This is a genomic window from Streptomyces sp. NPDC001020, from assembly GCF_053599115.1.
Genome location: NZ_JBSFLQ010000015.1, coordinates 82,753 through 98,802 on the forward strand (window position 1 = coordinate 82,753; position 16,050 = coordinate 98,802).

The following is a 16,050-nucleotide window of genomic DNA, read 5'->3' on the forward strand; positions in this document are numbered from 1 at the left end:
ATGGCACGCCTGGTGGGACGGCGGCTGCTGTTCGCCGCCCCCATCCTCCTCGTCGTGACCTTCGGCGTCTTCGCGATCGCCGCCGCCTCCCCCTTCGACCCCGTCAAGGCGTACGCGGGCACGGCCGCCCTGGGCGCGGACGCTGAGACCCTGGAGCGGCTGCGGGAGAACCTCGGCGTGGACGAGCCGTTCGCCTCCCGCTGGTGGAACTGGCTGACCTCCGCCCTCAGCGGCGATCTCGGCCAGTCCGCGGTCATGCGACAGCCGGTCGCCCAAGTCATCGCAGAACGCCTCGTGTGGTCCACGCTGTTGTGCGCGGTCGCCTTCGCGGTGGCCGTGCTGGCCGGCACCGTGCTCGGAGTGCTGGCGGCCCGACGTCCCGGATCCGCGCTCGACCGCGTCGTCGCCTCGCTCGCCTACGCCCTTGAGGCGGCGCCCATCTTCTGGATCGCCCTGCTGGCCATCTGGTTCTTCGCCCTCCAGTGGGGCGTGCTCCCGGCCGGCGGCCTCACCGACACCGCGAGCGCACAGGTTACGCCGGGGCAGGTCGCGAGCCACCTCGTACTGCCCGCCGGCGTGCTCGCCGTCTCCCAACTGCCCTGGTTCACCTTGTACGTCCGCCAGGGCGTCGGCGACGCCCTGACCGAGGACCCCGTACGCGGCGCCCGCGCCCGCGGGCTGAGCGAGCGCACCGTCCTGCTCGGCCACGCCCTGCGCTCTGGACTGCTGCCCGTTCTCACGCTGATCGGCTCCCGCGTGCCCGAACTCATCACCGGCGCCTTGCTGGTGGAGAGCGTCTTCAGCTGGCCGGGCATCGCGGCGGCCACCGTGGAAGCGGCCACGGCCGTCGACTTCCCTCTGCTCGCCGCGCTGACCACGCTGGCCACCGCCGCCGTGCTTCTCGGCAACCTGCTCGCCGACCTGCTCTACGGCCTGTTCGACCCGAGGGTGAAGTTCAGTGACATGTGAATCGCCTTCAGAGTCCGCCTGGCGGTCGTACGGCACCGACCGCCCCTCCACCCGCACGGTGCGGGTGCGCCTCTCGGCTGTGCTGGTGACCGCGACCGTGCTCGCCGTGCTCCTCGTGCCGCCGCTGGTGCAGCTCGACCAGCAGGCCGTCGACCTCGGCGCGAAGTTGCTGCCGCCGAGCTGGTCCCACCCGTTCGGCACCGACGACCTCGGCCGGGACCTGCTCCTGCGCTGCGTCTACGGTCTGCGCGTCTCCCTGCTGGTCGGAGTGGTGGCGGCCCTCACGGCGACCGTGATCGGCACGGCCGTCGGAGCCACCGCGGGAGCACTGGGCGGCTGGGTCGACCGAGGCGTGATGCGGGTGGTCGACACGTTCTCGTCCGTGCCCCATCTGCTGCTCGGGATCTTCATCGTCGCCATGTTCCGGCCCGGAGTGTGGCCCGTGGTGGTATCGGTGGCGCTCACCCACTGGCTGTCCACCGCCCGTATCGTGCGCGCCGAAGTGCTGTCCCTGCGCTCGCGGCCGTACATCGACGCGGCCGTGTCCGGCGGCGCGTCCCGGTGGCGGGTGGCGGTACGGCATCTGCTGCCCGCCGTGCTGCCGCAGGCCGCGCTCGCCGCCGTCCTCATGGTGCCGCACGCCATGTGGCACGAGTCGGCCCTGTCCTTCCTCGGACTCGGCCTGCCCACCCACACCGCCAGCCTCGGCACCCTCATCCAGGGCGCCCGGGGTTCACTGCTCGCCGGGCAGTGGTGGCCCACCCTCTTCCCCGGCCTGTTCATCATCGTCCCGACCCTCGCCATCGCCGGTCTCGCCGGAGCCTGGCGGGAGCGGATCAACCCCCGCCGCCGATCGGAGCTGATGCTGTGACCGAGCGATCCCCTGTTCTTTCGGTCCGCGGGCTGTCGGTGCGCTTCCTCATGCCCGGCGGGCGGCGGATCGCCGCCGTCACCGACGCCCACTTCGACGTGGCGGCCGGCGAATGCCTCGCCCTCATCGGCGAGAGCGGCTGCGGCAAGTCCGTCCTCGCCTCCGCCCTCCTCGGTCTCCTCCCCGCCAATGCCCAGGCAGCGGGCGAAGCCCGCCTCGGCGGCCTGGATCTGCTCACCGCGAACGAGCGCACTCTCGCCCGCACGGTAAGGGGTCGCCTGATCGGGCTCATCCCGCAGAGCCCGGCCGCGCACCTCACCCCCGTGCGTACGGTCCGTTCGCAACTGGAGGAAACCGTACGTGCGTTGACCGACATACGCGGGGGAGCCGTCGTACGACAGGCAGCCGAGGCTGCGGCCGAACGCGCCGCATTCCCCACCGGCCACCTCGACAGCCACCCGCACAAGCTCTCCGGCGGCCTCGCCCAGCGCGCCGCCACCGCCCTCGCCCTCGTCGGCGGCGCACCGCTGCTGCTCGCCGACGAACCGACCACCGGTCTCGACCGCGACCTGGTGGACCACACGGTGGACGAACTACGGCGCCACGTCGACTCCGACGACCACGAGGACGGCACCGGCCGGGCCCTGCTGGTGATCACCCACGACCTCATGGCCGCCGAACGCATCGCCGACCGGGTGGCCGTGATGTACGCGGGCCGGATCGTCGAACTCACTGACGCCAAAACGTTCTTCGGCACGCCCGGCCCCCGGCACCCCTACAGCCGCGGCTTGCTCCAAGCACTCCCCCAGCGCGCCTTCACCCCGATTCCCGGAATGCCGCCCGAACTCGGCGACCTCCCCGACGGATGCGCCTTCGCCCCACGCTGCGAGCGCGCCTCCGAAGCCTGCGCCGCCCTGCCGTCGACGAGCGGCCAAGCCGCCTGTCACCATCCGCACGTACCGGAGGACCTCCGTGCTTGAAGTCCGCGCCATCACCGCCGGATACGACACGAAGGCCCCGGTGGTCCGCGGCGCCTCGCTGACCGTCGCGCCAGGTGAGTCCGTCGGTCTACTCGGCCCCAGCGGCTGCGGCAAGTCCACCCTCGCCCGGGTCGCGGCCCTGCTGCACCGCCCCGACTCCGGCACGCTCCTCCTCGACGGCGAACCCGTACGAAGCTGGCGCCACCGCGCCCCGCGCGCCCAGCGCATAGCCCTCGGCGTGGTCTTCCAGCAGCCGCGCCTATCCGCCGACCCTCGACTGCGGCTCACCGACCTGATCGCCGAACCGCTGCGGGCCACCGGCCGCCGCGGCGGAATCGAGGAGCGCGTCTCCGAACTGGCCGCAGCCGTCGGCCTCACCCCCGACCTCCTGGACCGCCGCCCCCACGAGGTCAGCGACGGCCAGCTCCAGCGCGCCTGCCTCGCCCGCGCCCTCGTGCTACGCCCGCGCTGGCTGATCTGCGACGAGATGACCGCCATGCTGGACGCCTCCACCACCGCCGCGTTGGTGGCCGCCGTCGAGGACTACCGCGCCACGACCGGCGCCGGCCTGCTCGCCGTTGGCCATGACCAGGTACTCCTGGACCGCTGGTGCGACCGCACGCTCCACTGGGACGACGTCACCGGCCGCACCACGCCGACAACGGGACGGCTCCCGCAGGCATCGGGCCTGCGGGAGCCGTCCGTTGTGCCGCCTGTCGGTGAACGGTGAACGGTGAGAAGACGATCACGAGGCAGGACGCTCAGGGCGTACTGCGGCGTCAGGGCGCGAGCAGAAGGCTGTCGCCGCGCTCCTTGGCGGCGGCGTAACGCCTGGCCATGTCCTGCCAGTTGACGACGGACCACATGGCGTCGATGAAGTCGACCTTCTGGTTCTTGTACTGGAGGTAGAAGGCGTGCTCCCAGGCGTCGAAGACCAGGATCGGGGTGGAGCCCTGGCCGATGTTGCCCTGGTGGTCGTAGACCTGCTCGACGATCAGCCGGCCGCTCAGCGGCTCGTAGGCGAGGACGCCCCTCGATTACGGCCTGGTCACGGAGTGCCGCCCGGACCAGCCCGTGGCAGCCACGACCTCAGCCGCGACATCTACGACAGCCCTCCCATCCGTCACCACCCGCATAGTCTCTGCGGGGACGCGCTGGTCCAGGAGCCGCGCCTTTCGGGCACTGCCTTCCAGCTCCTGCTCCAGCTCCGAGCCGAGCTCCCGGCGCATCAGCCGCTCACGGGCGGTGGCATCGGAGGCGGTGAGAAGGACCCGCACAATCCGAACACCCGTCCCCATGGCCCGCTGGAACATGCCGGTCTCCTCTGGCAGCACACTGAGAGTGTTCGTATAGATCAGTCGGCGATAGCCGCGCCGGGCGAAGTTGGCCCACACAGCGGCGAGGTTCGTCTCGGTGATCTCCGAGCGGTGAGGATCCCCCTCCGGGGCCGGGTGCACCTGCCCCATGAAATCACCATCGATGACCGCGTGTGGGACCGCCGCAGCCCGCAGCAACGCCGAAACCTCCCACCCCACCGTCGTCTTGCCGACTCCGGCCCGCCCGCCGATCAGTAGCACTTCCGCGTGATCCATAGAGGCAGCGTGCCAGCCCGCATCCGTCTTACGCGATCCGATATCGAGCGACCTCATGGCCGCAGGCGCGAGCAGCAAGATCACATCTACGGCTGGAGCACTAAGGCGTCCAGCAGCACCCTCACCTCACTCCTGATGCGGGCGTGACATTCGAAGACAAGTCCTGTTCCGGAGCCTCTCGGCGATCCGCTCCACCGCGGCCGTACCGACGCCGGCCGGCCACACTCCACGGGGCAAGGACTGTGACTACTTCCACTTGCGCTGATGGCTGCACTGGCAAGGCGTCACCCCGTACAGCGCTGACGGTGGACTGTGGCCACTTCGTCTCGCAGATCAGGGTTGTGTGAAACCACGTACTTACAGCGGCCGACCTCGATCGTGGGTGGAGCGAGTTGAGGTGGGCGCGATTGCGACGGCTCTGGGAGTGCCGGAAGTGAGGGAGTCGCCGGGAGAGGCCGCCGGGGCGATCCCCCTGCCAGGCAGAGACGACGGCACACACGGAGCGCCATGTAGGCGAAGCCGGTGCCGTGCGCACCGGCCCAGCGCGTCATTCCGAAGGAATGCGAAACTCGAATTCGGGGCGGTCCCACAGCACGACGGGCGGGTTCGCGAGCACGGTCCCGCTCCGCACTGCACCGACGCGGTGGTAGAAGTCTTCGGCGGGAACATGCGACACGACCTTGACACGGTCGAGCCCGGCGGCACGGGCCTCGGACTGCATGTGCGCGACGAGCAGTCGTCCAATGCCCCGTCCTTGCGCTTCGTCGGCGACGAACAGCAGGTCGAGCTCCGGTGGAACGAGGACGAGCGAGTAGAACCCGAGGACCCGGCCTCCCTGCTCGTCGGAGCCGACGGCCACGAAGGCGCGGTGGGCCTCGATGTAATCAGGGCCGACCCGGTAGCCCGCGACTGCGGCTGCGTACTTACCCTCGTAGGCGCCTGAGCCACGCACGAGCCGTGTGAGCCGTTTGGCATCCCGCGCGACGGCCCTCCGGATCATGATCGGCTGACTGACGGGGGAAGTGCGTGAACTCATCGGGAGAGTATTTCGCACCGGGAAGTGCCTTCGTACGGCGGGTCGGCTGCTCGCGCAGGCGTTCCTGCACCGCTCCCCCGGAACCCCTCGCCCAGGCCCCGATCGGCCACGTCACTGCCGCCGAATCGCCCCGGCACACGCCCACGTACGCGCGGATCATCGTGGCCGAACACGCCCGACGCCACCTCTCGCCCAACTGCGCGATCTTGTCGTCAGCCGCTCGGCAGGCCGCCAGCGCCGCAGAGTAGGCACACGGGGACAGTGGACGGTGCATCCCTGCCCGGATCTCCCAGACGGCATGGCACCCCACACGCAGCCTTCAGACACAAGGTCCTCCGCCGCCCCAACGGCGAAGGGCCATCAAAGTTGCTGTGACGACCCGGACCGCCCGTTACTGGCCGGCAGGAACGGCCGCAGCCGTTCCCACTCGGCATCGCTCAGATCACCCCGCCCATATAGGCATCAAAGACCCGGACACGAAGCAGTCACAAGCGTGTTGACTCCCTTGACCAATCGGGCTGAGGAGCGGCCGAGGCGAGGTGGGCCCGCAGCGCCGCCAGGTGCTCTCACGTGGCCGGGGCGAGCCCGGTGCCTCGGCAGGCAGCGCTCGCCCCGTCGCGCTGCCCCGCACGCCTCCCGAGCTCTTCGGGCAGGAGGCGCCCCAGCGTGCACAGGATCGCTCATGTTTCTTCCGACGCTCCCAGACCGGTCAGAGCCCCGACCGGGTCCAGGTCCGGGACACCGCGGGGCCACCAGTCCTCATGCCCCGGTTCCGACTCGTACGCGTACCACAGGCCGTCCTGGCCGAGGCGGAGCTGGGTGTGGCCGTCCGGATGCGTGAGGCGGTTGCGCCAGGGGCGGAAAGCGGGGATGTCCGCGGCGAGGAGGAGGGGACGGGCGCGGTCGAAGCGGCCCGCCGGCGGGTCCCAGGGCTCTTCGAGCACGGCGAGTCCGTCCCGTCCGCCCTGCCGCCACGCGGCGACCGCGCGCGCCAGCTCGGCCGGTGACCGCCCGGTGGCGGCGGCCAGCGAGGAGTAGAGCGCCCGGGTCGCCGCGGTGAGCCCCGAGCCGGGTCGGGCCGCGGCGAGGCGTACCGCGTCCTGCCACAGCGTCAGCTCCGCGACCGGATCGTGCCCGGTGGTCAGCAGGGCGTGTGCTCGGGCCGCCGCGTCCGTGGCCAGCTGGTCCAGCGCGAGGGGGTCCGGGCCGTCCGGAGTCCCCGGGTAGACCGGCGGCTGCTCGGGGTGCGCGGGGGGCGGCAGCGGGGCCGGGAGCGGCGGGAGCGCACGCCGGGTGACGGCGTCATGGGCGCGGATGCCGGGAACGGGTGCGGGTTCTCGCTCCTGGGCGGCGCGGGCCGCGTTGCGCCGGGACATTGCGTCGAGCAGTTCGCGCTCACCTCGGCCGCGCAGCAGGAGGAGGACGAAGGGATCCTGGTCGAGCAGCCGGGCGGTCTGGTAGCAGACGGCGGCGGCGTGTTTACAGGGGTGGCCGACGTCGGGGCAGCTGCACTGCGGTTCGAGGTCGCCCGGACCAGGGAGCAGCCGGACCCCGCACTCGGCGAGGGACCGCGGCACCTCCTTGTCCAGCAGCGCGGCGATGTGGCCGGGCTCCTCGGCGGCGGCGTCCAGGAAGCGGTCCCACTCCTCGTCGGAGAAGGTCCGCAGCCGCACCTGGGTGCGGTACGGGCGCGGACGGTTCCCCTGCACATAGGCCAGCACGAGCCCCGGGGTGACGGTGAGGGCGTCCACGTTCCCCCCGCCCGCGTAGGCCCGCCCCCGCGCCAACCGTGCGGTGTCGAGTGCGCCTTCCTCCAGGGCCGTGACCCAGGCGTTGCCCCACCATGTCCGGGCGAACCGGTCGGCCGGGTCCGTCGGTGACACGGGGAGCGCGGCGAACGTGCGCCGCAACTCGCCGTCACGGCGCGGGGCGGCCATCGACCGCGGGTAGCGGGCGGCCGGGGGCGCGTCCGGTGGCGTACGGCCGGCCATCGGGGGCGGGCCCTCTTCCTCCTGCCGGGGCGTGCTCCGTGCCTCGATCGGGGCCGGCTGGGGCGTCTCCTCCCGCTCGCCGCCGTCGTCCCCCGCAGGAGGCGCGGTCCCGCCCCGCGGTGCCGTCACCGGCAACTCGAAGGCGTCGGCGAGGAGTTCACGTACGTGCCGGACCCGGGTGCTGTGCGCACGCGTCCGGGTGCCCCGGCGGCCGGGAGCGCCGGTCGGCCGCGGAGGGCCGGATGCCGCTCGGGGACCGGACGGGCGCCGGGCCGCTCCTCCACCGGCGCCGGCCTCGGCCCCTTCCCGGTCCGCTTCTTCCCGCGCGGCTCGCAACGCCTCCCGCGCGGCGTCTCCGGGGCGCGCGGCCGATGCGGTCTCGCGATCGGTGTCCAGGATCCCTGGGGTATCCCGTACGGCCTCGGGAGGCTTCTGCGCGGTCTCCTGTGGTGCCACAGCGCCCTCCCCTGTCCGGGGGAGACCGTGGCGTTCCGTGGTCGCCCGTCGCAGTGCCGCGCGCGCCGCATCCCCCGGCTTGGCCGTCGGCTGGACGCCCGTCCCGGGCGCGGTGGCGTCGGGGCCCGCGGCGGCAGATTCTGCGGCCCGGACGTCACCGTCGGCGCGCTCGGTGCTCTCGGTGCTCTCCCGCTCCCGAGCGGCCCGCAACGCACGACGCACCGCGTCAGCCGGGCGCGCCGGAGCCGTCCCGTCCTCGGAAAGCGGCTCCCCGCCCGTCCCGGGCCGTTGCTCCCACGCCGCGTTCACGTCGTCCTCCTCAGCGACACCAGGTCCGACAGCTCGCGGTCGGTCAGTTCGGTCAGGGCCGACTCGCCCGAGCCCAGGATCGCGTCGGCCAGAGCCCGCTTGGACTCCAGCATCTCGGCGATGCGGTCCTCGACCGTGCCCTCGGTGATCAGTCGGTGGACCTGCACCGGCTGGGTCTGGCCGATGCGGTACGCGCGGTCCGTGGCCTGCTCCTCCACCGCCGGGTTCCACCAGCGGTCGACATGGATGACATGGCCCGCGCGGGTGAGGTTGAGGCCCGTGCCCGCTGCCTTGAGGGAGAGGACCAGGACCGGGGTCGTCCCGCTCTGGAAACGGTCGACCATCCGCTCACGGTCGGGCACCGGCGTACCCCCGTGCAGTAGCTCGACCGGTACCGCGCGGGAGGCCAGGTGCGTGGTGATGAGCCGGGCCATGCCGACGTACTGCGTGAACACCAGCGCCGAGCCGTCCTCCGCCAGCAGCGTGTCCAACAGCTCGTCCAGTACGGCGAGTTTCCCGGACCGGGCGGTGAGCGCCGCGGCCGTTGTGGGGTCCTCCTTCAGATACAGCGCCGGATGGTCGCAGATCTGCTTGAGCGAACCGAGGAGTCCCAGGACGAGGCCCCGGCGGCCGATGCCCTCCGCCGTCTCGATCGCCGACAGGGACTCCCGCACGACCGCCTCGTAGAGCGCGGCCTGTTCGCGGGTGAGCGGCACCGGATGGTCCGTCTCCGTCTTGGGCGGAAGCTCGGGGACAATGCCCGGGTCGGACTTCCTGCGGCGCAGCAGGAACGGGCGGACCAGGCGGGCGAGCCGCTCCACCGCCTCCTCGTCCTCCCCGTTCTCCACCGCGCGCGCGTGCCGGGCGCGGAAGGACTTCAGGGGGCCGAGCAGGCCCGGGGTCGTCCAGTCCAGCAGTGCCCACAGTTCGGAGAGGTTGTTCTCCACGGGCGTCCCGGTGAGCGCCACGCGCGCGGGGGACGGGATCGTGCGCAGTGCCTTCGCTGTGGCCGAGTACGGGTTCTTGACGTGCTGTGCCTCGTCCGCGACGACCATGCCCCAGGTCTGGTCGGCGAGCCTCGGCGCCGCGGTCCGCATCGTCCCGTAGGTGGTGAGTACGAAGCCGCCGTCCAGGTCGTTCAGGGTGCGGTCCGGGCCGTGGAAGCGGCGGACCGAGACGCCCGGGGCGAAGCGGGTGATCTCCCGCTGCCAGTTGCCCAGCAGCGACGCCGGGCAGACCACCAGGGTGGGCTCGCGGCGCGCCCGGCGCAGATGCAGGGCTATGACGGTGACCGTCTTGCCGAGGCCCATGTCGTCGGCGAGGCAGGCGCCGAGGCCGAGGGAGGTCATCAGGTCCAGCCAGGCCAGGCCCCGCAACTGGTAGTCCCGCAGTCGGGCGGCGAGGCCCGGGGGCGGCTCCACCGGGCCGACGCCCGCCGTCAGCCGGTCCCTGAGGGTGGCCAGCGCGCCGACCGGTACCGCTTCCACCGTCGCGCCGTCCACCTCGGTGCTGCCGGTGAGTGCCACGGACAGCGCGTCGACCGGGTCGAGCAGGCCCAGCTCACGCTTGCGGGCCTTGCGGACGAGCGCGGGGTCGACCAGTACCCACCGGTCGCGCAGCCGGACGACGGGGCGGTGGGCCTCGGCGAGCGCGTCCATCTCGGCCTCGGTGAGCGGATCGCCACCCAGGGCAAGCTGCCAGCGGAACTGCAGCAGTTCCTCGCTCTCGAAGAAGCCCGTGCCGTCGGTCGCCGTACCGGGCGCGGGCCGTACGATCGCCGTCGCCGTCAGGTCCTTCGCCAGATCCCGGGGCCAGTGCACAGCGACCCCGGCGGCGCCCAGCCGGGTCGCCGCGACGCCCAGCAGTTCGCCCAGCTCCTCCTCGGACAGCGCCAGTACGTCGGGCGCCTCCTGAGCGGAGAGCCGCTCCAGTGGGGGCCAGACGCGGGCCGCGCGGCGGACGGCGAGGGCCGTGTCCACCCGCGCGCGGGGGCCGAACGCGGCGTTCGCCTCACCGGCCCACAGCGCCGCCGCGTCGACGACGAGGGTCGGGTCGGCGAGGCTGTGCACCTGCACGACGGCCGCGCCGACGCGACGGGCGCCCTCGCCGTCGTCGAACAACTGGTGTGCCGACAGGTCCAGACGCAGCGAGATCCGTACGCCGGTGTCCATGCCCGCGGCGACCTCCGCGGCCCAGTCGTGCGCCCGGGGAAGACTCTGCGGCTCGTGCGCCGCGAACGGCTTGCCCGTGGCGTGGGCGGCGGCCGGGGTGCGTGGCAGGGTGTCCGCGACCGCGTCCAGGAAGGACCGTACGAGGGACTCGGGCTCGGGCAGCATGAGCGGGCCCTTGCCGGCCAGCGGGACGGCATGGCCCTCATGGGGCAGCGCGGCGGCGACCGCCCTGAGATGGGCGATGTCGTCCGGCTCCAGCGGTCCGGCCCGCCAGGCGTCGTATCCCTCCGAGGTGAGCCCGGGCAGCAGCCGACCGCGTGCGACGAGTCGCAGGGCGTGCAGCGTGGCGGCGCCCCAGCAGGCGGTGGCGGGGTGGGCGGCGGGGTCGCGCCGGGCCCGGGCGAGCAGCGGCAGGGCGTCGGCGATGGGCAGTGAGACGGCGGGCACGGTGCCTCTGCGCACGCCGGTTCCGTGGCGGCGTACGACCGTCAGTTCCTGCGTGCCGTCCGACGGCAGCGGTCCGCCCTCCGGATCCCAGAAGGCGACCCGGCCCTGGCGGGGCAGCGGCGCGGGCAGGAAGACGGCGGCCAGCCGCCCCCAAGCTCTCGACTGCGTTCGAGCAGGGGGTGCCCCCATGGTCACGGCCGCCTGGGCCACCTGCTCCCCCATACGTCCTGTCACCTCCCGCCGTCGCGTCGCGTCAGATTGTCTTCGACTGTACGGGCGGGGTCTGACAATCGGCTCCGGGCGACCGGCGGGGACCGGTCAGGGGATCGTCCGCGACACCACGTAGACCGTCGGACGGGCGGGGTCGGCCCGGTTCACCAAGACGTCAATGGTGGGCGCCGGGTTCTTCCGCGCACGGGTCAGGCCGTACCAGGAGCCGTCTCCTGTGAACGTCCAGCCGACGACTTCCTGGTCGCGCGCGCTGATGGTGATGTCGTTCTCCTTCAGCTCGCTCGGACTCGTCTTCATGCGGCGCAGGAACGCCTCGAGGCCGACGTAACTGGTGGTGAACTGCGCGTACAGCCTGCTGCTCTTCCAGTTGTTCGTCTCGTAGTAGGCGATGTCGGTGGCGTCCCAGGGGATCTTCACCTCGTACAGGCTGCGCAACACGCCCGGGGGCCAGCCCGGGGTGAGACCGGTCGCCGAGGACCTCGCCTCCTTGACTTTGCCGCTGTCGCGGCTCTGGTTCGCGGAGATCACGAGGTAGCCGGCGGGGACACCGATGAGCAGGACGATGATCAGCAGGGTCAGCGCCCGGCGCCGGAACATGTGCCACCGGTCCTCCGGGGGCCTCGAGGGCTCGTCCGGCGGTGACGACTGGCGCGGTATGGAAACAGTGGAGGTCACAGCGACCCCTTGGCGGTGCGGCGGGCCTGCGCGTACCGCTCGTAGCGCTCCACTCGGCGCCGGTTGGCCCGCCGGAAACGGCGGGCGACGAGGCGGGCGAGGTCGGCGGCGCCCACCATGCCGGCCTCGGGGCCGAGCTGGGCGCGCGCGATGCGAGCCTCGGGACGGTAGCCGCGGCCGGTCAGATGGCGTCGGAAGGCGTCCCGGGCCGGACCGATGAGCAGGTCGTCGGCCGCGCTGACCCCGCCGCCGATCACGAAGCAGGACGGGTCCAGGGCGGCGGCCAGGTTGGCGATGCCGACGCCGAGCCACTGGCCGATGTCCTGCAGCAGCTCGACACACATCGCGTCGCCCTCGCGGGCCAGCTCGGTGATCATCGGGCCGGTGATGTCGGAGATGTTGCCCTTGACGTGCTCGATGATCCCGTAGGCCACCGGGGAATCGGCGGCTGCCAGCTCCCTGGCCTCGCGGACCAGGGCGTTGCCCGAGCTGTACTGCTCCCAGCAGCCGCGGTTGCCGCACGGGCAGCGGTGGCCGCCGGGCACGACCTGCATATGGCCGAACTCGCCCGCGACCCCGAACTTGCCACGCTTGACCCGGCCGTCCTCCAGGATGGCGCCGCCGATGCCGGTACCGAGGGTGATCATGACGAGGTGGTCCTCGCCGCGGCCCGCACCGAAGCGCCACTCGGCCCAGGCGGCGGCGTTGGCGTCGTTGTCGACCAGGACGGGGACGGCCAGCCGCCCGGCCAGGCGGTCGCGCAGGGGCTCGTTGCGCCAGGACAGGTGGGGGGCGAACAGGACGCGATTGCGGTCCGCGTCCACCCAGCCGGCCGCTCCGATGCCGACGGCGTGCACATCGTGCCGGTCGGAGAGGTCCAGGACCAGCTCGACGATGGTGTCCTCGACGACCTTGGGGCTCTTGGACTTGTCGGGCGTCTCGGTGCGGAGCTTCTCCAGGATGTTGCCGTCGGCATCGACGACGCCCGCCATCACCTTCGTACCGCCGATGTCGATACCGACCGTGGGAACGCGCGGCGCCGACAGATGCGAACGGCGCTCACGCGTGCCGACGGTCCGCAGGACGGTCGCCCGGGCGGAGCCGCGGTGGGGGAAGTCGCGGTAGGTGCTCATCGCGCCGATTCTGCCTCACGCTGCCGCGGGGCCGCATCGTGGAACCCCGGCGCTCCGGTTGACGTGTGGAAGCCACGAACCGTTTGCCGGTGGCGGGACCGCTGTGGTCGGCCACGCCCATGATGCGGAGCCGGGGGAGGCGACAGCCCCGCGCCCTACGGGGCGCGGTTGTCCAATTCGTGGCGCAGATCGTCGAGTTCGTCGCCGCCGGCCATCTGCCGCGTCAGCTCGTCCAGCGAGATCTCCTCGCGGGTGTGATGGCCCACCATCGTGCCGCGCTTGAGCAGGACGAAACGGTCACCCACCAGATACGCGTGGTGCGGGTTGTGGGTGATGAACACAACACCCAGTCCGGCGTCCCGTGCCCCCGCCACATACTTCAGCACCACACCCGACTGCTTCACACCCAGTGCCGCCGTCGGCTCGTCGAGGACCAGCACCTTGGCCCCGAAGTACACCGCCCGCGCGATGGCCACGCACTGGCGCTCGCCACCCGACAGGGTGCCGATGGGCTGGTCGACGTCCCGCAGGTCGATGCCCAGGCGCAGCAGTTCGGCGCGTGTGGTGCGGCGCATGAAGTCGACGTCCATGCGCTTGAAGGGGCCGACCCCCTTGCGCGGCTCGGAACCGAGGAAGAAGTTCCGCCACACCGGCATCAGCGGTACGACGGCGAGGTCCTGGTAGACCGTGGCGATCCCGCGGTCCAGGGCCTCGCGCGGGGAGGCCGGGCGGCACTCCTCGCCCTCGATACGGAAGGTGCCGGCGTCGTGCTGGTGCAGCCCCGCGATGATCTTGATGAGGGTGGATTTGCCCGCGCCGTTGTCGCCGAGGACGCAGGTGATCTCCCCCGGGTGGACCTCAAGGGAGACCCCTTCGAGGGCACGGACGTTGCCGTAGTACTTGCTGACGTTCTCCAGTTCGACGAGCGCCGTGCGCTCCGTGACGTCGACGTCCGTCGTCATGTCGTGGCCTCCGCACGCTTGCGGACCCAGGCGTTGAGCAGGGTCGCGAGGAGCAGCATCGCTCCGAGGAAGAACTTGAACCAGTCGGGGTTCCACTGGGCGAAGACGATGCCCTTGCTGGTCATACCGAAGATGAGCGCGCCGACCGCCGACCCGACCGCGGATCCGTAGCCGCCGGTGATCAGGCAGCCGCCGATGACGGCCGCGATGATGTAGATCAGCTCGTTGCCGACGCCCTCTCCGGACTGCACGACGTCGAAGGAGAACAGCAGGTGCTGGCCGGAGATCCAGGCGCCGAGGGCGACGCCCATGTACAGACCGATCTTGGTCCGGTGCATCGGGACGCCGACCGCGCGGGCCGCGCTCTCGTTGCCGCCGACCGCGAAGATCCAGTTGCCGGCCCGGGTACGCAGCAGGATCCAGGAGGCGAGGGCGACCAGGGCGAACCACCACAGGATGGTGATCTTGAAGTTGACACCGCCGAGGGTGACCGTGGAGGCGAACACGGCCTTGGCCGATTCGAAGCCATCCATGTCGGAGATCGACTTGCTGGAGACCGTGCCGCTGATCAGCTTGGTGAGGCCGAGGTTCAGACCGGTCAGCATCAGGAACGTACCGAGCGTGACGATGAAGCTGGGCAGCTTCGTACGGGTCAGCACGAACCCGTTGAACGCGCCGATCGCCAGCGTGACCAGCAGGGAGACGCCCACACCGACCCAGACGTTCGCGGTCATCTGGTAGCTGAACATCGACGAGACCAGCGCCGACGACGTCACGAGGACGCCCGCGGACAGATCGAACTCGCCACCGATCATCAGCAGCGCGACCGGAACGGCCATGATGCCGATCGTCGAGGCCGCGTACAGAACCGTGCTGAGGCTGGAGCCCCGCAGGAAGCTGTCGGCGACGATCGAGAAGAACAGGAAGACGGCGAGCGCGCCGACCACCGAGCCCAGCTCGGGCCGGCCGAGGAGCTTCTTCAGGGGCGACGTCCTCAGGAGCCGCTCGTCCGCGGACACCCCGTCCGCCGTCGTCTCCGGCTGGTTCGCCGGCGCCGTCGTGCTCATCGCGTGCCCCGCTTCGCGTACTTCTCCAGGGTCGCGGCCTGGTCCTTGGTGATGATCTGCGGTCCGGTGAGTACCGGATGGCCGCCGCCGATGGTGTTGGCGTTGTACTTGTAGAGCCAGAGCTGGTCGACCGCCTCGTACCCCTGGAGGTAGGGCTGCTGGTCGACGGCGAAGCCGAGGGTGCCGTCCTTGAGCTTGCCGGCCACCTTCTCGTTCAGGTCGAAGGTGTCGATCTCCGCCCGGCTACCGGCGTCGGCTCTGGCCTTCACCGCGGTGTCGGCGAAGGGGGCGCCGAGGGTGACGACCGCGTCGAGGGACTTGTCCGACTGGAGCCTGGCCCCGATGGCGGACTGCACGTCCGGCATGTTGGTGCCGTTGACGTAGAGGTTCTTCACGGTGCCGTGGAAGGTCTCCTTCACACCCGCGCAGCGCTGCTCGTGGCCCACGTTGCCCTGCTCGTGCAGCACGCACAGGACCTTCTTCCGGCCGCGCCGGTTCAGCTCCTCGCCGACGGCCTCACCGGCGATCGTCTCGTCCTGGCCGATGTGGGTGAGCGCGCCGAAGGCCTTCGATTCCTCCGATCCGGAGTTCACCGTGACCACGGGGATGCCGGCCTTCTCGGCCCGGGCGACGGCGGCCTTCATCGCGTCGGGCTTGGCCAGTGTGACGATGATGCCGTCGACCTTCTGGTCGATCGCCGCGTCCACGAGCTGGGCCTGCTGCTGGGCCTCGGCGCTGTGCGAGTAGAGGAACTTGATGTTGTCCTTGAGGGCGGCCTGCTTGGCGCCGCTCTGCACGATGTCCCAGAAGGTGTCGCCGTCACCGGAGTGCGTGATCATCGCGACCGTCCAGCGGGGCGTGTCCACCGCGGCGCGGCCCTGGGCGGCAGCGGCCTTGCGGGCGTCCTCGGCGCGCTTTCCGCCGTGGCTGCTGCACCCGGCGAGGGATACGCCGAGCGCCCCTGCGAGCGCGATGGTTGCCCAGATCCGTATCCGTGCCACGAGGTGCCCTTCTTGCGGAGTTTATTGGAACGACCAAGTATCGCTTACTGGCCATTGATGCCGCAGGTCAGGGCCCTGGGTCTGCGGGAGGCGCAGGCGCACCGGCGGTTCCGGGGCTGCAGGGCACGGGTGTTGAGAGCCCAGGGCCTCAGGGCCTCA

13 protein-coding genes and 1 pseudogene are annotated in these 16,050 nt (G+C 71.6%); 4 read left to right on the forward strand and 10 right to left on the reverse strand.

Annotated elements, in window-relative coordinates:
- Genes ACWDEX_RS16685 through ACWDEX_RS16700 form a run of 4 tightly spaced genes read left to right on the forward strand, consistent with a single transcriptional unit; the run spans position 1 to position 3,550 of the window.
- Positions 1 to 969, forward strand: a complete 969-nt coding sequence (locus ACWDEX_RS16685; RefSeq protein ID WP_450464153.1) for an ABC transporter permease — start codon at positions 1 to 3, stop codon at positions 967 to 969.
- Positions 959 to 1,840 (forward strand): ABC transporter permease, encoded by an 882-nt coding sequence (locus tag ACWDEX_RS16690; protein ID WP_450464154.1) that lies wholly within the window; start codon positions 959 to 961, stop codon positions 1,838 to 1,840. Before ACWDEX_RS16685 ends, ACWDEX_RS16690 begins: the two co-directional genes overlap by 11 nt.
- Positions 1,837 to 2,820, forward strand: coding sequence for an ABC transporter ATP-binding protein (locus ACWDEX_RS16695; RefSeq protein WP_450464155.1), 984 nt, complete (start codon positions 1,837 to 1,839; stop codon positions 2,818 to 2,820). The genes ACWDEX_RS16690 and ACWDEX_RS16695 overlap by 4 nt, the downstream gene beginning before the upstream one ends.
- Positions 2,813 to 3,550, forward strand: coding sequence for an ABC transporter ATP-binding protein (locus tag ACWDEX_RS16700; RefSeq protein ID WP_450464157.1), 738 nt, complete (start codon positions 2,813 to 2,815; stop codon positions 3,548 to 3,550). Before ACWDEX_RS16695 ends, ACWDEX_RS16700 begins: the two co-directional genes overlap by 8 nt.
- 49 nt (positions 3,551 to 3,599) lie before the next feature.
- Here the strand turns inward: ACWDEX_RS16700 and ACWDEX_RS16705 are convergent.
- From ACWDEX_RS16705 to ACWDEX_RS16750, 10 genes and pseudogenes are all read right to left on the reverse strand, one after another.
- Positions 3,600 to 3,851: pseudogene (locus tag ACWDEX_RS16705) on the reverse strand (Fe-Mn family superoxide dismutase); the annotation flags it as partial.
- A 6-nt stretch (positions 3,852 to 3,857) separates the two neighbouring features.
- Positions 3,858 to 4,412, reverse strand: a complete 555-nt coding sequence (locus tag ACWDEX_RS16710; protein WP_450464159.1) for an AAA family ATPase — start codon at positions 4,410 to 4,412, stop codon at positions 3,858 to 3,860.
- 547 nt (positions 4,413 to 4,959) lie between these two features.
- Positions 4,960 to 5,448, reverse strand: a complete 489-nt coding sequence (locus ACWDEX_RS16715; protein WP_450464160.1) for a GNAT family N-acetyltransferase — start codon at positions 5,446 to 5,448, stop codon at positions 4,960 to 4,962.
- Positions 5,449 to 6,128: 680 nt separating this feature from the next.
- The gene (locus ACWDEX_RS16720; protein WP_450464161.1) at positions 6,129 to 8,204 is read right to left on the reverse strand and encodes an SWIM zinc finger family protein; all 2,076 of its coding nucleotides are present in this window, start codon (positions 8,202 to 8,204) and stop codon (positions 6,129 to 6,131) included.
- Positions 8,201 to 11,011, reverse strand: coding sequence for a DEAD/DEAH box helicase (locus ACWDEX_RS16725; protein ID WP_450464239.1), 2,811 nt, complete (start codon positions 11,009 to 11,011; stop codon positions 8,201 to 8,203). Before ACWDEX_RS16725 ends, ACWDEX_RS16720 begins: the two co-directional genes overlap by 4 nt.
- Before the next feature lie 129 nt (positions 11,012 to 11,140).
- Entirely contained in the window at positions 11,141 to 11,650 is a 510-nt protein-coding gene (locus ACWDEX_RS16730) for a sugar kinase (protein WP_450464162.1), read from the reverse strand.
- A 74-nt stretch (positions 11,651 to 11,724) separates the two neighbouring features.
- Positions 11,725 to 12,861 (reverse strand): ROK family glucokinase, encoded by a 1,137-nt coding sequence (locus ACWDEX_RS16735; protein WP_450464163.1) that lies wholly within the window; start codon positions 12,859 to 12,861, stop codon positions 11,725 to 11,727.
- A 155-nt stretch (positions 12,862 to 13,016) separates the two neighbouring features.
- Complete coding sequence (locus ACWDEX_RS16740; RefSeq protein ID WP_450464164.1) at positions 13,017 to 13,823, reverse strand: ATP-binding cassette domain-containing protein; 807 nt, start codon at positions 13,821 to 13,823, stop codon at positions 13,017 to 13,019.
- Positions 13,820 to 14,890, reverse strand: coding sequence for an ABC transporter permease (locus tag ACWDEX_RS16745; RefSeq protein WP_450464165.1), 1,071 nt, complete (start codon positions 14,888 to 14,890; stop codon positions 13,820 to 13,822). Before ACWDEX_RS16745 ends, ACWDEX_RS16740 begins: the two co-directional genes overlap by 4 nt.
- Positions 14,887 to 15,891, reverse strand: a complete 1,005-nt coding sequence (locus tag ACWDEX_RS16750; protein WP_450464167.1) for a sugar ABC transporter substrate-binding protein — start codon at positions 15,889 to 15,891, stop codon at positions 14,887 to 14,889. The genes ACWDEX_RS16745 and ACWDEX_RS16750 overlap by 4 nt, the downstream gene beginning before the upstream one ends.
- Positions 15,892 to 16,050: the final 159 nt, after the last annotated feature.

What these genes read in the sequence shown, in the direction of transcription:
- ACWDEX_RS16735 (WP_450464163.1), bottom strand. Translation starts at nt 12,861, where the DNA reads ATGAGCACCTACCGCGACTTCCCCCACCGCGGCTCCGCCCGGGCGACC.
- ACWDEX_RS16725 (WP_450464239.1), bottom strand. Translation starts at nt 11,011, where the DNA reads ATGGGGGCACCCCCTGCTCGAACGCAGTCGAGAGCTTGGGGGCGGCTG.
- ACWDEX_RS16740 (WP_450464164.1), bottom strand. Translation starts at nt 13,823, where the DNA reads ATGACGACGGACGTCGACGTCACGGAGCGCACGGCGCTCGTCGAACTG.
- ACWDEX_RS16685 (WP_450464153.1), top strand. Translation starts at nt 1, where the DNA reads ATGGCACGCCTGGTGGGACGGCGGCTGCTGTTCGCCGCCCCCATCCTC.
- ACWDEX_RS16710 (WP_450464159.1), bottom strand. Translation starts at nt 4,412, where the DNA reads ATGGATCACGCGGAAGTGCTACTGATCGGCGGGCGGGCCGGAGTCGGC.
- ACWDEX_RS16715 (WP_450464160.1), bottom strand. Translation starts at nt 5,448, where the DNA reads ATGAGTTCACGCACTTCCCCCGTCAGTCAGCCGATCATGATCCGGAGG.
- ACWDEX_RS16730 (WP_450464162.1), bottom strand. Translation starts at nt 11,650, where the DNA reads ATGTTCCGGCGCCGGGCGCTGACCCTGCTGATCATCGTCCTGCTCATC.
- ACWDEX_RS16745 (WP_450464165.1), bottom strand. Translation starts at nt 14,890, where the DNA reads ATGAGCACGACGGCGCCGGCGAACCAGCCGGAGACGACGGCGGACGGG.